Annotated in this window: 15 protein-coding genes; 8 read left to right on the top strand and 7 right to left on the bottom strand. The window is 69.7% G+C overall.

The features are described from left to right. The first annotated feature begins 210 nt into the window (after positions 1-210). Positions 211-957: an IS5/IS1182 family transposase gene (locus IF45_RS0104880; RefSeq protein WP_030305697.1), complete on the top strand. Its 747-nt coding sequence runs from the start codon at positions 211-213 to the stop codon at positions 955-957. Between the two features lie 394 nt (positions 958-1351). On the opposite strand, the gene IF45_RS0104885 is transcribed toward IF45_RS0104880, so the two are convergent. Both IF45_RS0104885 and IF45_RS0104890 read right to left on the bottom strand, forming a co-directional pair. Beyond that, on the bottom strand, positions 1352-2557 hold the full coding sequence (locus IF45_RS0104885; RefSeq protein ID WP_030305699.1) for a sensor histidine kinase: 1206 nt from the start codon (positions 2555-2557) through the stop codon (positions 1352-1354). Further along, a complete protein-coding gene (locus IF45_RS0104890) occupies positions 2548-3210 on the bottom strand; it encodes a response regulator transcription factor (RefSeq protein WP_030305700.1) in 663 nt (220 codons plus the stop codon). Before IF45_RS0104890 ends, IF45_RS0104885 begins: the two co-directional genes overlap by 10 nt. A gap of 151 nt (positions 3211-3361) precedes the next feature. Between IF45_RS0104890 and IF45_RS0104895 the strand changes: the two genes are divergently transcribed. The 4 genes from IF45_RS0104895 to IF45_RS0104910 all read left to right on the top strand — a co-directional run bounded on the left by IF45_RS0104895 (position 3362) and on the right by IF45_RS0104910 (position 7873). Beyond that, on the top strand, positions 3362-4603 hold the full coding sequence (locus IF45_RS0104895; protein ID WP_030305701.1) for an ABC transporter permease: 1242 nt from the start codon (positions 3362-3364) through the stop codon (positions 4601-4603). Between the two features lie 88 nt (positions 4604-4691). Further along, on the top strand, positions 4692-6077 hold the full coding sequence (locus tag IF45_RS0104900; protein ID WP_030305702.1) for an ABC transporter permease: 1386 nt from the start codon (positions 4692-4694) through the stop codon (positions 6075-6077). Positions 6078-6084: 7 nt separating this feature from the next. Then, complete coding sequence (locus tag IF45_RS0104905; protein ID WP_051701375.1) at positions 6085-6798, top strand: ABC transporter ATP-binding protein; 714 nt, start codon at positions 6085-6087, stop codon at positions 6796-6798. Positions 6799-7510: 712 nt separating this feature from the next. Beyond that, positions 7511-7873, top strand: a complete 363-nt coding sequence (locus IF45_RS0104910) for a hypothetical protein (protein ID WP_030305706.1) — start codon at positions 7511-7513, stop codon at positions 7871-7873. 391 nt (positions 7874-8264) lie between these two features. On the opposite strand, the gene IF45_RS0104915 is transcribed toward IF45_RS0104910, so the two are convergent. Further along, entirely contained in the window at positions 8265-8879 is a 615-nt protein-coding gene (locus IF45_RS0104915; RefSeq protein WP_078842836.1) for a restriction endonuclease, read from the bottom strand. 769 nt (positions 8880-9648) lie between these two features. On the opposite strand from IF45_RS0104915, the gene IF45_RS0104920 reads away from it, so the two are divergent. From IF45_RS0104920 to IF45_RS33100, 3 genes are all read left to right on the top strand, one after another. Continuing rightward, on the top strand, positions 9649-10260 hold the full coding sequence (locus tag IF45_RS0104920; protein ID WP_030305712.1) for a hypothetical protein: 612 nt from the start codon (positions 9649-9651) through the stop codon (positions 10258-10260). Between the two features lie 52 nt (positions 10261-10312). Then, the gene (locus IF45_RS0104925) at positions 10313-10960 is read left to right on the top strand and encodes a class F sortase (RefSeq protein ID WP_030305714.1); all 648 of its coding nucleotides are present in this window, start codon (positions 10313-10315) and stop codon (positions 10958-10960) included. 197 nt (positions 10961-11157) lie between these two features. Further along, positions 11158-11748, top strand: a complete 591-nt coding sequence (locus IF45_RS33100) for a hypothetical protein (RefSeq protein WP_123985138.1) — start codon at positions 11158-11160, stop codon at positions 11746-11748. Positions 11749-11860: 112 nt separating this feature from the next. Here the strand turns inward: IF45_RS33100 and IF45_RS0104935 are convergent, their stop codons facing one another. From IF45_RS0104935 to IF45_RS0104950, 4 genes are read right to left on the bottom strand one after another with little or no spacing between them, the layout of a single operon-like run. Next, positions 11861-12640: an SDR family NAD(P)-dependent oxidoreductase gene (locus IF45_RS0104935; protein ID WP_030305716.1), complete on the bottom strand. Its 780-nt coding sequence runs from the start codon at positions 12638-12640 to the stop codon at positions 11861-11863. Continuing rightward, complete coding sequence (locus IF45_RS0104940) at positions 12637-13710, bottom strand: SMP-30/gluconolactonase/LRE family protein (protein ID WP_323139066.1); 1074 nt, start codon at positions 13708-13710, stop codon at positions 12637-12639. Before IF45_RS0104940 ends, IF45_RS0104935 begins: the two co-directional genes overlap by 4 nt. Positions 13711-13746: 36 nt before the next feature. Continuing rightward, on the bottom strand, positions 13747-14712 hold the full coding sequence (locus tag IF45_RS0104945) for a sugar kinase (RefSeq protein WP_030305723.1): 966 nt from the start codon (positions 14710-14712) through the stop codon (positions 13747-13749). Then, on the bottom strand, positions 14709-15341 hold the full coding sequence (locus tag IF45_RS0104950) for a bifunctional 4-hydroxy-2-oxoglutarate aldolase/2-dehydro-3-deoxy-phosphogluconate aldolase (protein ID WP_030305725.1): 633 nt from the start codon (positions 15339-15341) through the stop codon (positions 14709-14711). The genes IF45_RS0104945 and IF45_RS0104950 overlap by 4 nt, the downstream gene beginning before the upstream one ends. Positions 15342-15361: the final 20 nt, after the last annotated feature.

The following is a 15361-nucleotide window of genomic DNA, read 5'->3' on the forward strand; positions in this document are numbered from 1 at the left end:
ACGAGCGACGCGCCGATCTCCACCAGGGCCTGCTCGAACTGGCCTGCAGCCTCATATGCCTCCGCCGCCTGCGAACCTCATTCTGAAATGATCAGTTAGCCTCTTCCAACCTGACGGGTGGTTGGGCAGACAGCCCCGGCGGCGGGCATGAAGAAAGTTCCTGGTAGACGGGTTCACGACCAAGATCACCAGTCCGCCAGGAGCTTTCGCGTGTTTGTCTACCCGTCCGGCATCGACAGCCGCACTCTGAGGCATCTCTCCGGCCTTCTCGCAGGTCACCGTCGTCGGATCGGTTCACGCTGGCGTCGACTGACCTGTGGACGGCAGGCCCTGCTCGTTCTGGGCCACCTGCGCTGCGGCGACACCTACGCCCGCCTTGCCGCAGGCTTCCGCATCGGGATCGCCACGGCCTACCGCTACATACGCGAGGCCGTCGACCTCCTGGCCGCCCTCGCGCCTACGCTAGAACAGGCCATGACGACTGTCCGGAAGAAGGCGTACGTGATCCTTGACGGCACCGTGCTGCCGATCGACCGCATCGCCGCAGACCGGCCGTACTACTCGGGGAAGAAGAAGCACCACGGGATGAACGTGCAGGTCCTCGCCGATCCCGCCGGACGCCTGATCTGGGCCTCGGACGCATTGCCGGGAGCCACGCACGACCTGACCGCGGCGCGGGTCCACGGCATTCCCGCAGCCCTCGCCGTAAACGACATCAAGTGCTGGGCCGACAAGGCGTATCAGGGTGCCGGCCCTGCGATCCGCGTGCCGATCCGGGGCAAGCACCTGCGCGGCTGGCGCCGACACCACAACCACGATCACACCAAGATCCGCAGCCTCGGCGAACGCGCCATGGCCATCCTCAAGTCCTGGAGGCTCCTGCGGAAACTCCGCTGCAGCACCACCCGGATCACCGCCGTCGTCCGAGCCATCGTCGCCCTCGAACTCGCCACCTGATCAAGATGGAAAAGACTCAGTGGTCCCACAGAACCACCACACACGGACCTCACGATGGACCGTCCCGGGCGGCGCCCGCTGACCGAAGCCTCCTGCTGCCCAAGGTCCTGGCCCATCTCCGGGCCTGTGAGTTGCCCATCGACGCCGCCACGGAGTTGACCGCAGTCCACGCCGACAACCCTCCACGCTGGCCGGCAGTGCCCAGTCCGGAAAGGCCCGTTCAATGACCTGCCATTGGGCACGGAAAGCTCAGTTCGGCACCCCATGTGCCCGGGAGGGTCTGGTACTTGGCTCTGACCGAAAGGTGCCGCGCGGTCCTTCGTCGCCGCGGCGGGGTATGCCACTCGCTGAAGGTAGGCAGCCGCCATGATGTAGGGGGTGAAATCGCGCTGCGTCATGGGAATCGCAGTGTGATCGTGAGGCCGCCGCTGTCTCCTGGAATGGCGTGCAGGTCAGCGCCGTGGGCCTTAGCGATCGAGCGCACGATGGACAGCCCCAGGCCGTGTCCACTGGTGCTCGTGCGGTCCTGGCCGAGGCGGCGGAAGGGTTCGAACAGGTCCGGGATCCGCTCCTCGGAGATCTGCGGGCCGGTGTTCATCACGGTCAGGGTGTGGGGCTCGACGTCTACGCGGACCTGTCCGCCCTCGTAGTTGTACTGGATGGCGTTGCGGATCAGATTCGTCAGGAGGTGGCGCAGCAGTACGGGGTCGCCGTGGACCGTCAGGGCAGCGTGCTCGGGGACGGAGACGGTGACGTTCTTCTCTTTGGCCAGAGAGCTGAGTTCGGCCCGCACCTGCCGGGCTGCCGCCCCGAGATCCACAGCGGCGATCGTTTCCACGCCCTGGTCTCCCTTGGCCAGTACGAGAAGTGAGTTGACCAGCCGTTCCGCTTCCCGGTTGGTCGTGAGCAGGTCCTCCCTGACCTCCGCGAGGCCCTCGGACAGGGGATCGGCCAGGCAGACTTCGAGGGTGGTGCGCTGAGCGGCCAGCGGCGTCCTCAGTTCGTGGGAGGCGTTCGCCGTGAAGCGGCGCTGGCTGTCGAAGGACCGCTCCAGGCGGTCGAGCATGGTGTCGAACGTGTCGGCCAGGCGGTGGAGTTCGTCGTCGGGGCCGGTGAGCGCGAGACGCTGGTGCAGGTTCTGTTCGCTGATGCGGCGGGCCGCTTCCGTCATGGAGGCCACGGGCCGCAGGGCTCGCCCGGCCAGCCACCAGCCGAGCAGACCGGCGACGACAGCCATGATCACCAGTCCGATCGCCGACCAGAGGACCATCTGGTGCAGTGCGGCGTCCTGGACAGCGCGGACGGTCTGGTCCAGTTTCCGCAAACTGATGGTGTCGCTGTCGGCGGGCGGGCGCGGCTCGGGATGCGTGCCGGGGTCGACGGGCTGCGCGGGCGCCCTGGAAGACTCCTGGCTCGGCGGCTCGTCGCCGCCGTACGTGACCTCGATACCCTGCACCTGTTGCGCCGTCCCGTGCCGGGCGAGGAGCACGACGAACGACAGCAGGATCACCCCTGCCACGAGGAACAGGGCCGAGATCGCCGCGGCCAGGCGGGCGCGGAACGGCAGGGCGCGCACGAACGCGCGAGGGTTCAGTCGCACAGCCGGTACCCCCGCCCCACGTCCATGGTAATGACGGCGGTGTCGCCCAGCTTGGCACGCAGCCTGCTGATGGTGGCCCGTACGGCGCTGGTGCGCGGATCGAGGTTCTCGTCCCAGATCGTACGGACGAGCTCGGCGTGCGGGACCGCCACCCCGCGGGCCTCCATCAGACATTGCAGTACGGCGAATTCCTTGGGCGTCAGTTCGATGGGCCGACCGTCCACCGTGACCTCCCTGCGCGCCCGGTCCAGGGTGATGCCTCCCTGGTGAAGGACGACCGGCGGGGGCTTGGTCGCGCGGCGACTCAACGCCCGTACTCGGGCGACCAGTTCGGCGAAGTCGAAGGGTTTGGCGAGGTAGTCGTCGGCACCGAGTGTGGTGAGGCCGTACACCTTGTCCGTGAGCTCACCGGCGGCGGTCAGCATCAGGATCCGCGGCGGGTCCGTGAGCTCGCGCAGGCGCTTGCACACCTCGTCTCCGGTCATCACGGGCAGGTCGCGGTCGAGGATGAGCACGTCGTAGTCCGTGATCAGGCACATGCGCTCGGCCTGGTCGCCCGAGACCGCGAGATCGACGGCCATGCCCTGACGGCGCAGACCGGTGACGATGGAACGGGCGAGGATGTGGTGATCCTCGGCAATCAGAACTCTCATGCCTTCATGGAAACAAGGTCATGATTGCAGGGAGTTAAACCCGGCCGCAGCGGAGTGCGCCCGGCAGCGTTTGTCCGGTTTCCGGCGATGACTTTATGCCGCCGTAACGCGCTTATCTTGCTGCAAACGGCGTTCTGGTCTCGTAGGCCTCATGAACTTCGTCAAGCGTGCCGGCAGGAGTCTGCGGGCACGGAAATCCAAGACAGCCGTGGTGCTGGGGATCTTCGTCGTCATCAGCACACTGCTGCTGGGCGGATTCTTGCTGCAGGGCACGGCCGCCCGGCAGGAGGCGGACGCGCAGCGGGACATCGGCGTGGACGTGACGGTGCAGAGCTCGGGACTGACCTCGGAGGTCGCCGATCGGATCGGCGCCTCACCGCTGGTCAGCCGGTACAACCCGCTGCTTGTGCTGACAGCTGGGGCGCAAGGGCTGAAGCCGTTGGAATCCGAGCTTCCCCAGCCGGGCGGCAAGGGCGATGACGAGGACAAGGGCAAGGGCAAGGGCCCGCTGGCCGTCAACGGCGTCAAGGACTCCGGTCTGCTGCTGCCCTTCTCGTACGGCTCGAACAAGATCCTTACTGGTCGGGCCATCACCTCCGCAGACGCCGGCCGAAAGGTCGCCATGGTCGAGCAGCGCCTCGCCAAGAAGAACGGGCTCAAGCTGGGCGACACCATCGGCGTAAAGTCCGCCGACGGTCAGCGCACGCTCCAGACGAAGATCGTCGGGATCTATCAGGACGCCATGCCCGGTCCCGCTCAGTGGGAGCACCCCAGCAAGCTGCCCGGCAACGTGCTCTACGTTCCGGTCGCGACGGCGCGGGAGCTCAGCCCCGGTACGCGGCACCTTGCGGAGGCCGTGTTCAAGGTGGGCTCTCCCGAGCTGGCGAAGCAGCTGCACGACGAGGTCGAGAAGCTGCTCGGCGCGGAGTCCTTCGAATTCCGCGTCAACGACAAGGCGTACAACGACCAGGTGCGCCCGATCCAGCAGGTCGGTGCGTTCGCCGGGCTGATCGTGTGGCTGATCGCGCTGGCCGGTGCGCTGATCCTCGCGTTGATCGTGGCGCTGCAGATCCGTGAGCGCCGCGACGAGCTCGGGATGCTCCTCGCCATGGGAGAGAAGAAGTGGAAGCTGATCGCCCAGCACACCGCGGAGGTGGCGGCCATCGCCGTGCCCGCCGTGCTCCTCGCCGCTGTGATCGGCCAGGTGCCCGCCCCGTTCGTGGGCGAGGCGCTGCTCAGCGGCCGGACAGGCGCGCCTCGGATGACCGTGGGCCTGGCCGACCTGGGCAAGGTCGCCGGGATCGGCCTGGGGATCTCCGTCGTCGCCACCGCTCTTCCCGGGATCGGAGTCCTGCGCCTGCACCCCCGTTCCATCCTCGCCTCCGGCGAGTAGCCGAGCAGGCACGGCCCCGTACCCGCCCACCCGCACGCGAACTAGCACACACCCCCGATACCGGGTCAGAACGGAAGCACTCACCCTCATGAACTTCATCAAGCGCGCAGGGCTCAGCCTGTGGTCGCGCAAGGGCAAGACCCTGCTCACCCTGTCCACATTCCTCGTCATCGCCGTGATGGTGCTGGCCGGCGTACTCATAAACGACGCGACCGCCGCGGCCGAGCAGAAGGCCAAACGCTCCGTCGGCGCCGAGGTGAACATGGAGTACGACCCGTCCGCGGCCTTCACCGGCCAGGCACCGCGGATCGACTCCCGCACCGTCGACAAGATCGGCGCCCTGCCCCAGGTGCAAAAGTTCAACTACGCGATGTTCGACGCCGCTTCCCTCAAGGGCGGCATCAACCTCGTCACCGACGGCGTGGACTCTGCGGCTTCGGGCTTGGGCGAGGGACAGACCATCGTGAGGGGAGTCCTGGACTCCGGGCTGCTGCCCGACTTCCGCAGCGGCAAGTTCAAGCTCCTGTCTGGTGAGCACATCACCGCCGCGGACAAGGACAAGAACAAGGTCCTGGTCGAGGAGCGGCTGACCGCGAAGAACAACCTCAAGGTGGGCGACAAGATCGCCCTTGCCCCGGTCTCGGGCAAGGGCGAGGAGGAGTTCACCGTCGGCGGCATCTACCGTGACCCGAGCCCGAGCACCGAACCGGACCCGGAGTTCTTCAGCAACCGCTCCAACCTCCTCTACGCGTCGATCGGCAGCTTCTCGGGACTCGTCTCCGCCGACTCCGGATCCGGCGCGCTGCAGGTCGGATCGGGCTCCTTCCTCCTCAACGATGCCGACGACCTCGATGCGTTCAAGAAGAAAGCGGCGAAGATCGCGGGCGGTCAGCTGGAGGGTTTCAAGCTGGACACCAACGACAAGGCCATCCAGCAGATGACCGGACCGCTGCAGAGCATCCGCTCCAGTGCCACCCTGGCCATGTGGCTGATCGCCCTGGCCGGCGCCGCCGTCCTGGCCCTGCTTGCCAATCTCGCTGTCAAGCAGCGCCGCAAGGAGTACGGCGTGCTGCTGAGCATGGGCGAGAAGAAGAGCAGGCTCATCGCCCAGCAGATTCTGGAGACGGTGGTCGTCGCGGTGCTCGCCATCGGTCTGAGCTCGCTGTTCACGCAGAGCCTGACGCAGAGCGTCGGCCAGTCCCTGCTGAGCAGCCAGGCCGCCGCCGCCCAGGACAAGCTCGACTCCTGGAAGGCCCCGCCGCCCGGCAGCACCGGCCTCAGCGAAGGAATCGACATGAACGACCAGCCCGTCGACAACGCCGACCCCATCGACAAGATCACCGTGGGCCTCGCCCCGTCCGACATCGCCGTCGTCGGCAGCATCGGCATCGGCATCGGCCTCCTGGCCACCGCCGTCCCCGCAGCGTCCGTCCTGCGGCTCAGCCCCCGCTTCATCCTCACGAAGGGCAAGTGAAGCCAACATGACCAGCACCACGAGCTCGAGCACCCACCGGCCAGTCCTGCGCCTCGACGGCATCAGCTACACCTACACCGGTCAGCGCCGCAGGAGCACCGTCCTCAAGAGCATCGACTACAGCTTCGAGCGCGGCACCTTCTACACGATCCTTGGCCCTTCCGGCAGCGGTAAGACCACGCTGCTGTCCCTGGCGAGCGGACTCGACACCCCCACCAAGGGCGTCATCAGCTTCGACGGACAGGACCTGAACACGATCGGCCTGGGCCGCTACCGCAACAAGCACGCCGCCACGATCTTCCAGCAGTACAACCTCCTCACCTACATGACCGCCCTCCAGAACGTCACCACCGCCATGGAGATCACCGGTGTGAAGCCCGCCTCGGGCAGCCGTAAGGCACGCGCCCTTGAACTGCTCGCAGACGTGGGCCTCGACCGCTCGACGGCCGGCCGCAACGTCATGCAACTCTCCGGCGGCCAGCAGCAGCGCGTCGCCATCGCCCGCGCACTCGCCTGCGACGTCGATATCCTCTTCGCCGACGAACCCACAGGAAACCTCGACGAGGACACCGCCCAGGGCATCATCGACATGTTCCGCGCACTCGCCCAGGAGCAGGGCAAATGCGTGATCGTCGTGACCCATTCTCAGCAGCTGGCGGCCCAGTCCGACCGGGTCCTGACCATCCGCAAGGGCAAGATGACCGAAGACGCCGCCGCATAGAGCGTTCCTCGGGCATCGGATAGTCGGGCCGTGCGGGCATCGGCCGCGGTATCCCCTCCCGCGGTCGGCGCTGTGCGGTCCACGCCCTCATGGCGCCCCCGCTTCGGGCCCTGGCCCTCAGCGCGTGCGAAGGCGAGGCTGATGACAGTCCCGGCAACGGTGGAGTGGGCGCCTACCCCACGTCCGGCGGCAAGCCGCAGGGCGGCAACAACGAGCCGGCACCGGGCGCCGGCTCTCTGGAGGCCACCGAGCGGTACGCACGATGCCTGCGCGAGAACGGCTTCCCTCAGGCCGAAGTCGATGAACAGCGCGGCGGACTCCGCCTCTACCGCGGCGCACCTCCACAGGAAGCCGCGGAGAAGTGCCGGCAGGAGAATCCCGCGGGCCGGAACGGCGGCAGAGACGGCGGGAACCAGCACCATAGCCGTGCTCGATGTGGCTGATGGCCAGCGCAGTGGACGTTACTGACTCCCCCCCCGCCGGGGCTAACCGGACGCCGCCGGCAACGCATGCTGGGACACCTGCGCACGCGTCAGCTTCGGCGACAACGTCTCGTGGGATGTTGTGCTGCCGTGCTCACCGAGATTCGCCTATCCCCTGGTCACCGAGGCGCGCGGGGAGCTGCTTGAGTGGGACGGGACACCCGTCGCTCTTATCTCCCCCGGTGGGTGCGACGGGGCGCCGACCCCTGATTTACCTGCTGAGGGCAGCGATGATCAGTGATGGAAGGTCCCCAGAATCCGCCGCCAAGGCCGTGCTGTACGTCTGCGCGGACCGTGGCAGGCAGATGCCGAGCCTGGCCGCCGAGCGGGCGCTGGCCGAGGGCCGCGCCTTCGCGGAGCGGCATGAGCTGACGATCGCCGTGGTGGTCACCGACCGGTACGGCGAGCCCGACCCTGGCCGGCGCCCGGGCTGGCTCAAGGTCTGGGAGCTCGCGGCGGCTGGCGGCATCGAGGCGGTGCTGGTCCGGTGGCCGGCCGCCATCGCGCCGGTTGTCGTCCGTGAGTACCAGGACCGCGAGACCCGGTGGGTCCGGGGCCACGGCGTGCATGTCCGCTACACCTGGCTCCTCTAGCGAAAGCGACCGCCCGGTGAGCCCGCGCCAACACCGTCGCCGTGCACTCCCCTGATGGGCCTGGTGGCAGACCTGGCTCCTGGGCGGCATGCTCGCCGCTCTGGTGATCGTGGCGCTCCGGCCCCAGTGAACCCCGGCTGGGCCGGGGCCGGACGCCACTCCCCCGGTCCAGCCGGCGCGTTACCGGCATGGCGCCTTCGGGCTCGTCTGCCGCCACGCCTCCGAAGGGCACCGGCGGCTCGGTCAGGCTCGTCGTGCTGATGCTGAACGAAGACGGCCTTCCTCGCGCGGGAGAGCGGAAGCCAGGAAGCTGCTGCCCGGGGGCCGTTGTCGGCTCGGCCTCCTACGGGTTGGCCCTTGACGCGCTCGCGCCCGGACTCGGAGGAGACGATCAGGTGACGGGCTTCCGTGGTGGGGGGATCTTCGGCAGCAGGTCCCAGAGCGGTTGGGGGCCTGCTGCCCACCGAGCGAGGACGCGGCGGTCTACGAGGTGCATGTGCAGGGCGCCGGCGAGTTCGGGGCACCGGCAGGTGAAGCGGCCGTTGGTGACGACGGCGACCACGTCGGCGCCGTGAAGCGGGCGGGCGGTGCCGTTGACGCGCTGGAGGTCGGGGACGCCGATCGCCGAGCCGCTGGTGCCGTTTCGCCGGTGTTTGCGCTGGATGACCCATACCCGTCCGTACGGGTCGGTCGCGATGACGTCGGCCCCGTTGTCGCCGGCCCCGCCGACCTGCCGGGCGTTGGAGCATCCGTCGCGGCGCAGGAGGTCGCGAACGGCGTACTCGAATTCGCGGTGGTGCAGGGCGTCGATCTGCGGGAGGTTGAAGCGCAGCGCGTTGACTCGGGTCCGGTCCCACCGGGCGTGCTCGGCCTTGCGGTACAACCACACTCCGCCGAACCCGGCCGCCGCCAGCGCGAGGGTGAGGAGCACCCACCAGTTGATCAGCAGCCAGCGCGCGACGGGGATGGCGACGGCGGCGGGCAGGGCGCCGATGAGGATCTTCATGCCGAGTTGTTCGCTTTTGCGGCGCATTCTGCGCGCGGGGAAGCGGCGGGCGTATCGGCGTTTGGTGATGTGCCTGCGTCGGGAGCGGCTCGCCGGGCACCCGCGGCTGCGTCTGCGAATCCGGTCGAGCGGAGACGTTCCGCCCGCCGCCTCTTCGGTTGCCCGTAGACCAGGTCAACAGGCCCTCATGCACGCACTTTGGCACCCCATCACCGCGTGCCCCTGACCATAGTGCCCGCGGGGCGGCGACACTGGGACGATCATGTGACCGCACCTGATCAGGAAGGCGACTGAGACGACGGGCCGCCTCGCGTGAATCGGCGCTGCCGGGGCAGGCGCTGGGGGCCGCCGTAGGCCGGCCGGCGGCTGGACCCAGAGGTGCGCCTGATCCCGCCGAGGGCGGACTGCAAGACCTGCCGGGGTCGGCGCCGCCGCCCCAACCTCGACAGCGCCCGGCAGGTTGGCCCGCGGTTCGCGAGCGCCTCCGCCCCGCCGCCCTGACGAACGCCCCGCCGGCGCTCCGGCGCCTCCACAACGCCGTCACCCGCAGCCGACGCGCGGCGGCCTCGATGGCCTTGTGGGTCTCGCTGTAGGCGCGCACCCAATCGGGACGAGGCGCTACTGCGACCGCTTCCACTCGGCACACCGTCGGCCAATCGGGGCATTTCCGGCATGTCGTCGTGCCTGTATTCGGCTTTCGCGATCTTTCGTGCACTTCTTAGGCGAACAGGTGAGAAGTATGACAATCATCTCGGCTTAAGGAGCCTTCATGCGTACCTCCAGCACCGTCCGTCTCCGCGCAGGGGCGAAGGTGGCCGTCGCAGCCGCCGCCGTCGGCGCCACCCTGGCCGCTGCGGCACCCACCGCCTACGCCGCCCCCGGCGACAGCGGCAACATCGACATCCGCTCGGTCAGCTGGCATTCGAGCAGTGACCGCGAGGGGGTCGAGGTCTGCAAGTTCGTGCTGTCGGCGAGCAACTTCGAGTCGTTCCCCTCGGTCCCCTGGACGATCACGGAGCAGCCCCCGACCGTGCCGCCGGGCACCACCCTGATGGACAGGCTCCCACTCATCAACGGCAGTGCGCGCAGCGAGGCGTACCTGCTCCCGGAAGGCACGTACCAGCTCGTGTGGGTCGTCCCGGCAGGCCCGAAGCAGAAGAGCTTCAAGGTCGATTGCGACCGCGGCAGCAGCAAGCCGCAGCGGCCGATCGGCGCCGTACCCGCGGGAGGAGGCGGTGTCCCGGACATGCAGCCCGTCAGCTCCGGGGGCGACTCGCACGCCGGAACCGCTACCGCGGTGCTGGCCGCCGGGGCCGCAGGCGCAGCGGGCCTGATCATGATGCGCCGGTCCGCCCGTCGCCGTGCCCGTGGCGCGGCGTAACTCGCGCTCCCGACGGCGACGCCGAGGGCCGACGCGCGCGTGCCGCCTCTCTATGACACTGTGCGTGACGTTCTCGCTGGTGGCCGGCATTGTCTGGGTGTCCTCGGACTCCTCCGAGGACACCTCGCCGGTCACCGCCGCCCACGGCCCTGACGCCGCGGGCGGCGGGCAGGAGCCGTTCCGGCGGGCACCGCACGAACCAGCTCAGCACGTGCCCGCCGCGCACGCGCCCCTCGTGCCGTCACGACCGCTGAAGGTCGCTATCCCGGCCATTTTCATCGAGGCACCCGTTACTGCACTCGGCCTGGATACAAAAGGGCGGCTCGAAGCCCCGCCGTTGAGCAAGCCCAAGCTGACGGGCTGGTACGAGAAGGGGCCCTCACCTGGCGAGGACGGAACAGCACTGCTCGTGGGTCACCGCGACACCAGGACGGGTCCCGCCATCTTCCTCAACCTCAACGCACTTCGCCGGGGAGACAAGGTCAACGTGGTGCGCGCAGACCGTAAGACCGCGGTGTTCACCGTGGACGCGGTGAAGACGTATACCAAGGACAAGTTCCCCGACGACAAGGTGTACGGGGAGACCGGCCGGCCAGAACTCCGCCTGCTGACCTGCGGCGGACGCTTCGACGAGAGGGCAGGCTACTCGGCGAACGTGGTGGTCTTCGCCCACCTCACGTCATTGAAGAAGGCTGCCTGAACGCCGTACTCGTGGCTGGCTGGTGCCTCTGGACAAGGTGCCGGCCAGCCTCACGACCGGCTGCCCCAGCCCGGGGCCCCCGAAGCTTCTTCATCTGCCGTGCCGCCCGATCACCCACGACCGCAACCGTTGTCCACGCAAGATCCACGGATACCTCACTCCGGCACAAGTCTACGCGGACCTCCTCAACTGCATTGATGCCCGGACTGGAACTGTCCCCTGCGCACCATCCGGCACTACGAGGACTGGTCGAGCACCGACACGAGCTCCAGCAGCGCTACCCGCCACCCGACCGAACAGCCGAGCAGCAGCAAGTAATCGATGAAGTTGCGCACCAGATCAACCGGCTATCCATGGCGGAACCTGCCCGGCCGACGTGGATAGGTGATCGCATCGCTGCCGTCGAGCAGATCAGCGTCGACCGCTACGGGCTCGGCCTCCGCTTCGACTGGCCACGCCTCTGGCTGGTGCTTCCCGAACACGTCCAGGCCGAACACGCCCAAGCCAGCAGCCAGTTCGCGCCAGCCGTCGTCACCGGCGCTTGGACCCTGCCGTATCTCGTGCTCGGCGCATTGTGGTGGCCAGCTCTGTTGATCGCATCGGTCACATGCCTCAGCGCATGGGCCCGGGCCCGGACCGCGATTGCCGAACTCACCAACCTGAGCGAGTCCACGACCGTATCCTCGCCGTCACGTTCGGCACCGCACCTACCGACGGTACCGGCCCCCTTACCTCAGCTGAAGGCGAAGAAATCACCCGGCAGGTACGCGAAGGCAGGTGACGGATAGATGCCACCTCAGCGAAAGGTTCAGTTCCGTCGAGAGGACGGGATCCGCGGCACCGGGCCGCAGGATTCCGGCCGCCCCACGAATCCGCGGCCCGGCCTCGCGACCTCGCGGGTCAGCCCGCGAAGCGGGCGCCGAGGCCTCCGTCGACGGGGAGCTCGGCGCCGGTGATGCCACGGGCGCCCGGTCCCAGCAGGAAGGCGACGGCCTCGGCCACGTCCCGGGGTTCGCACATCCGCCGCATCGGGTGCACGTTCACCACCTCGGCCTGGGCTGCTTCGGGGTCGGGCTGGGCGGCGAAGTAGTCCCGGACCAGGGCCGTCCGGGTCCAGCCCGGACTGACCGCGTTGACCCGCACTCCGTGCGGCGCGAGTTCGAGGGCCAGACTGCGGGTCAGCCCCAGCAGACCGGACTTGGCCGCCGCGTAGGGGAAGTACCCGGCGGAGGTGAGGCGGGCGTGCAGGGACGCGACGTTGACGATCGAGCCTGTCTCGCGCTCGCGCATGCCGGGGATCAGCTGCTTGGCGACGAGCCAGGCGCCTTTGAGATCGACCGCGAAGACGCGGTCCCATTCGTCGGAGGTCATCGCGGCGGGGTCGAAGTAGGCGTTGATCCCGGCATTGTTGACCAGCAGCGTCGCCGGGCCGAACCGTTCGGCGACGGACCCGGTGGCCGCGGCGACCCCTGCCTCGTCGGTGATGTCGACGGCCAGCGGCAGCATCCGGTCCGCGTGGGCGGCGTGGCGGTCGGCGGCGCGTTCGAGTGCGGCCTCGTCGCGGTCCAGCACCGCGACGGCGGCGCCCCTTGCCAGCAGGGCGTCGACGACAGCCTCGCCGATGCCCTGGGCACCGCCGGTGACGATGGCGGTGCGGTCCTGGAACGGGTACGGGCTCACAGTGCCTCCCTGCGGGTGGCGCCGCCGGAAGGACGGGCGGCGATGGTCGTGGACGGGACCCCGGGGGCCCCGGGGTGGAGGATGGCCGGGCGGGCGGGCGGTGCCGATGCGCCGACCTCAGCGGCCAGCACCCGGCCGTCGTGCCGGGGGGCGCCGCCGGGCCGGGTCTCGTCGGGGCGGTCGTCGGGCTGCGGAGTGAGACCGATGGCTGCGGTAGCCACGAACAGGGTGCCGTTGACGAGTGCAGGGCTGGTGGGCTGGACGGCGGGGAGCGGCAGAACGGCGGTGAGGGTGCCGTCCGGTGCGTAGCGGTGGACCGCTCCGGCACCCCAGACCGCTACCCAGAGCTGGCCGTCGTCGTCCACCGTCATGCCGTCCGGGCTGCCGGCGCCCGGCGCGAACGCGGCGAACGCGGTCCGGTCGAGCAGTCGCCCGTCCTCGGGATCTACCCGGAAGCGGTCGATGCGGCCCTCGGCGCTGTCGGCCAGGTACATCAGCGTCCCGTCGGCCGTGAAAGCCGGACCGTTGGGGATGGTCAGCCCGTCCAGCACGGTGGTGACGGACCCGTCGTGACCGACCCGGTGGAGCCGTCCGGCGCCGCGCTCCGGCCCGTAGGGCATGGTGCCGAACCAGAAGCGTCCGGATGGGTCGCAGCATCCGTCGTTGACGCGGCTGCGCACGGGATCAGCGGCGCCGGGGTGGTCCAGCCAGGCCAGGCTGCCGTCGGGGGCGATGACGGCGGCGCCGGTCCCAGCCGCCGCCAGCCAGTGTCCGGGCAGCCCGGCCAGGGGTGCGACAGCGCCCAGCGGGACGTCCAGGCGCAGCAGGACGGCCCCGTCGCCGGGGGTGGCGGGGTCGAGGGCGGTGAGGGTGCCGTCAAGGATGTCGACGGTTACCAGGTGGTTTCCGGTGTGGCGAAGGCCCTCGCCCAGTTCGCGCCGGTGGGTACTCCAGGGGCGGAACGCTGGTGGGCCGGCCGCTCCGGTCGGGTGGCGGGTCAGGGCTCTCTCCTTCCGGTTAGCCGCACCCTCCGCGGGTCGGGGACGGGTGCGGGGCTGCGAGCGCGTCAGCGGGGGCTCGCCCCGGGCGGGGGCGCGGCGGGGTGGTCAGCGGAGCGTGGCGCCGTCCTCCCTGTCCAGCAGGGTGAGTTCGTGGCGTTCGGGCAGCCCCTGCCAGTCCCCCACCGAGCCGACGGCGAAGGCGCCCAGGGTGTTGGCGCGTTCCAGGCGGTCATGTGGACCGAGGCCGTCGAGCAGCCCCGACAGCAGGCCTGCGGTGAAGGCGTCGCCGGCGCCCACGGAGTCGCGGACCGTGACGCGGCGCGCGGGGGTGCGTTCCCGGCCCTGCAGGGTATGCAGTTCGGCGCCGTCGCCGCCGAGTTTGACGGCCACCTCCCGGGTGTGGCCGCTGGACAGCAGGGACTGGACGCGGTCGGTGGTGGTGCGGGCCGAGGGGTCGGCGACCAGGGCGAGTTCGTCGTCGGAGGCGATGACGAGGTCGGCGTCCCGGGCCAGCGGGCGCAGGACCTCGGCGGCTTCGGACGCGCTCCAGAGCCGGGGGCGGTGGTTCACGTCGAGGCTGACCAGGATGCCCGCGGCCCGGGCGGTGTGGACGGCCGCACGCACCGCGTCCAGCGGCTGTGGCCCCAGGGCGCAGGTGATGCCTGTGACGTGCAGGACTCGGGCGTCGCTGAGCATGGAGGCTGGCACGTCGTGGGGGCACAGTCGGGAGCCCGCCGAGCCCGCCCGGTAGTACTGGATGCGTGTGAGGTCGGCGATCCGCGGTTCGGAGAGCAGCAGCCCGGTCGGTCCGTCGTGGTCGGTACGGGCCCCGGTGACGTCCACGGACTCGGCACGCAGGGTACGCAGGACCAGGGTGCCCAGTTCGTCGGCACCGACCCGGCCGATCCAGCGGACGCGGTGTCCGAGCCGGGTCAGCCCGATGGCCACGTTGGACTCCGCTCCGGCCACCGAGAGCTGCAGGTCGGTCCCCATCCGAAGTGGGCCGGAGGCTCGGAGGACGGCCATCGTCTCTCCGAGGGTTACCACCTGGGGGGCCGTCTCGGGGCTCATTCCCCCTCCCGGTGGCGGGTGAGGGCGGTGAGGAAGGCGCGGCACCGCTCCCGCAGTGCGTCCGGGTCGCCGCCGTGCGGGGCGTCCCCCATGATGGGCGCCCCGACGCCGACGGCGAGGGCCCCGGCTTCGAGGTAGGCGTGGGCGGCGTCGGCGTCCACGCCCCCGGTCGGTACGAACGGGACCCCGGGCAGCGGTTCGCGCAGGGAACGCAGATAGGCCGGGCCGCCCACGGAGGCGGGGAAGAGCTTGACGGCGGAGGCGCCCTCGCTGACCGCCCGGACGATCTCGGTGGGGGTCAGCGCCCCGGCGACGACGGGCAGTCCGAGCGCGTGCGCGGTGAGGCTCCCCTCGGCGAGCGCGGGCGTGACGACGAAGGCGGCGCCGGCCTGCTGGACGGCACGGGCGTCGTCGCCCGTGAGTACCGTGCCGGCGCCGATGAGGGTGTCACCGGCCTCCCGGGAGCTGCGCGCGATGATCCCGGCCGCGTCCGGGGTCGTCAGGGACACCTCGATGAGGGTGATGCCCTCCTCGCGGAGGATGTGCACGGTCCGCTCGGCGGCCTTCGTGTCCGTGCCTCGGATGATGGCGATCACGCGTTCACGGCGGAGTCGGTCGGTGAGGCTCATACGGGTCTCTCCTCGGGGCT

This window comes from Streptomyces albidoflavus, from assembly GCF_000719955.1.
GTDB classification, from domain to species: domain Bacteria; phylum Actinomycetota; class Actinomycetes; order Streptomycetales; family Streptomycetaceae; genus Streptomyces; species Streptomyces albidoflavus.

Bases quoted from the DNA above. Each gene is read 5' to 3' on its own strand.
- IF45_RS0104890 (WP_030305700.1), bottom strand. From the start codon at position 3,210: ATGAGAGTTCTGATTGCCGAGGATCACCACATCCTCGCCCGTTCCATC.
- IF45_RS0104895 (WP_030305701.1), top strand. From the start codon at position 3,362: ATGAACTTCGTCAAGCGTGCCGGCAGGAGTCTGCGGGCACGGAAATCC.
- IF45_RS0104900 (WP_030305702.1), top strand. From the start codon at position 4,692: ATGAACTTCATCAAGCGCGCAGGGCTCAGCCTGTGGTCGCGCAAGGGC.
- IF45_RS0104905 (WP_051701375.1), top strand. From the start codon at position 6,085: ATGACCAGCACCACGAGCTCGAGCACCCACCGGCCAGTCCTGCGCCTC.
- IF45_RS0104910 (WP_030305706.1), top strand. From the start codon at position 7,511: ATGATCAGTGATGGAAGGTCCCCAGAATCCGCCGCCAAGGCCGTGCTG.
- IF45_RS0104915 (WP_078842836.1), bottom strand. From the start codon at position 8,879: ATGAAGATCCTCATCGGCGCCCTGCCCGCCGCCGTCGCCATCCCCGTC.
- IF45_RS0104920 (WP_030305712.1), top strand. From the start codon at position 9,649: ATGCGTACCTCCAGCACCGTCCGTCTCCGCGCAGGGGCGAAGGTGGCC.
- IF45_RS0104925 (WP_030305714.1), top strand. From the start codon at position 10,313: ATGACACTGTGCGTGACGTTCTCGCTGGTGGCCGGCATTGTCTGGGTG.
- IF45_RS33100 (WP_123985138.1), top strand. From the start codon at position 11,158: ATGCCCGGACTGGAACTGTCCCCTGCGCACCATCCGGCACTACGAGGA.
- IF45_RS0104945 (WP_030305723.1), bottom strand. From the start codon at position 14,712: ATGAGCCCCGAGACGGCCCCCCAGGTGGTAACCCTCGGAGAGACGATG.
- IF45_RS0104950 (WP_030305725.1), bottom strand. From the start codon at position 15,341: ATGAGCCTCACCGACCGACTCCGCCGTGAACGCGTGATCGCCATCATC.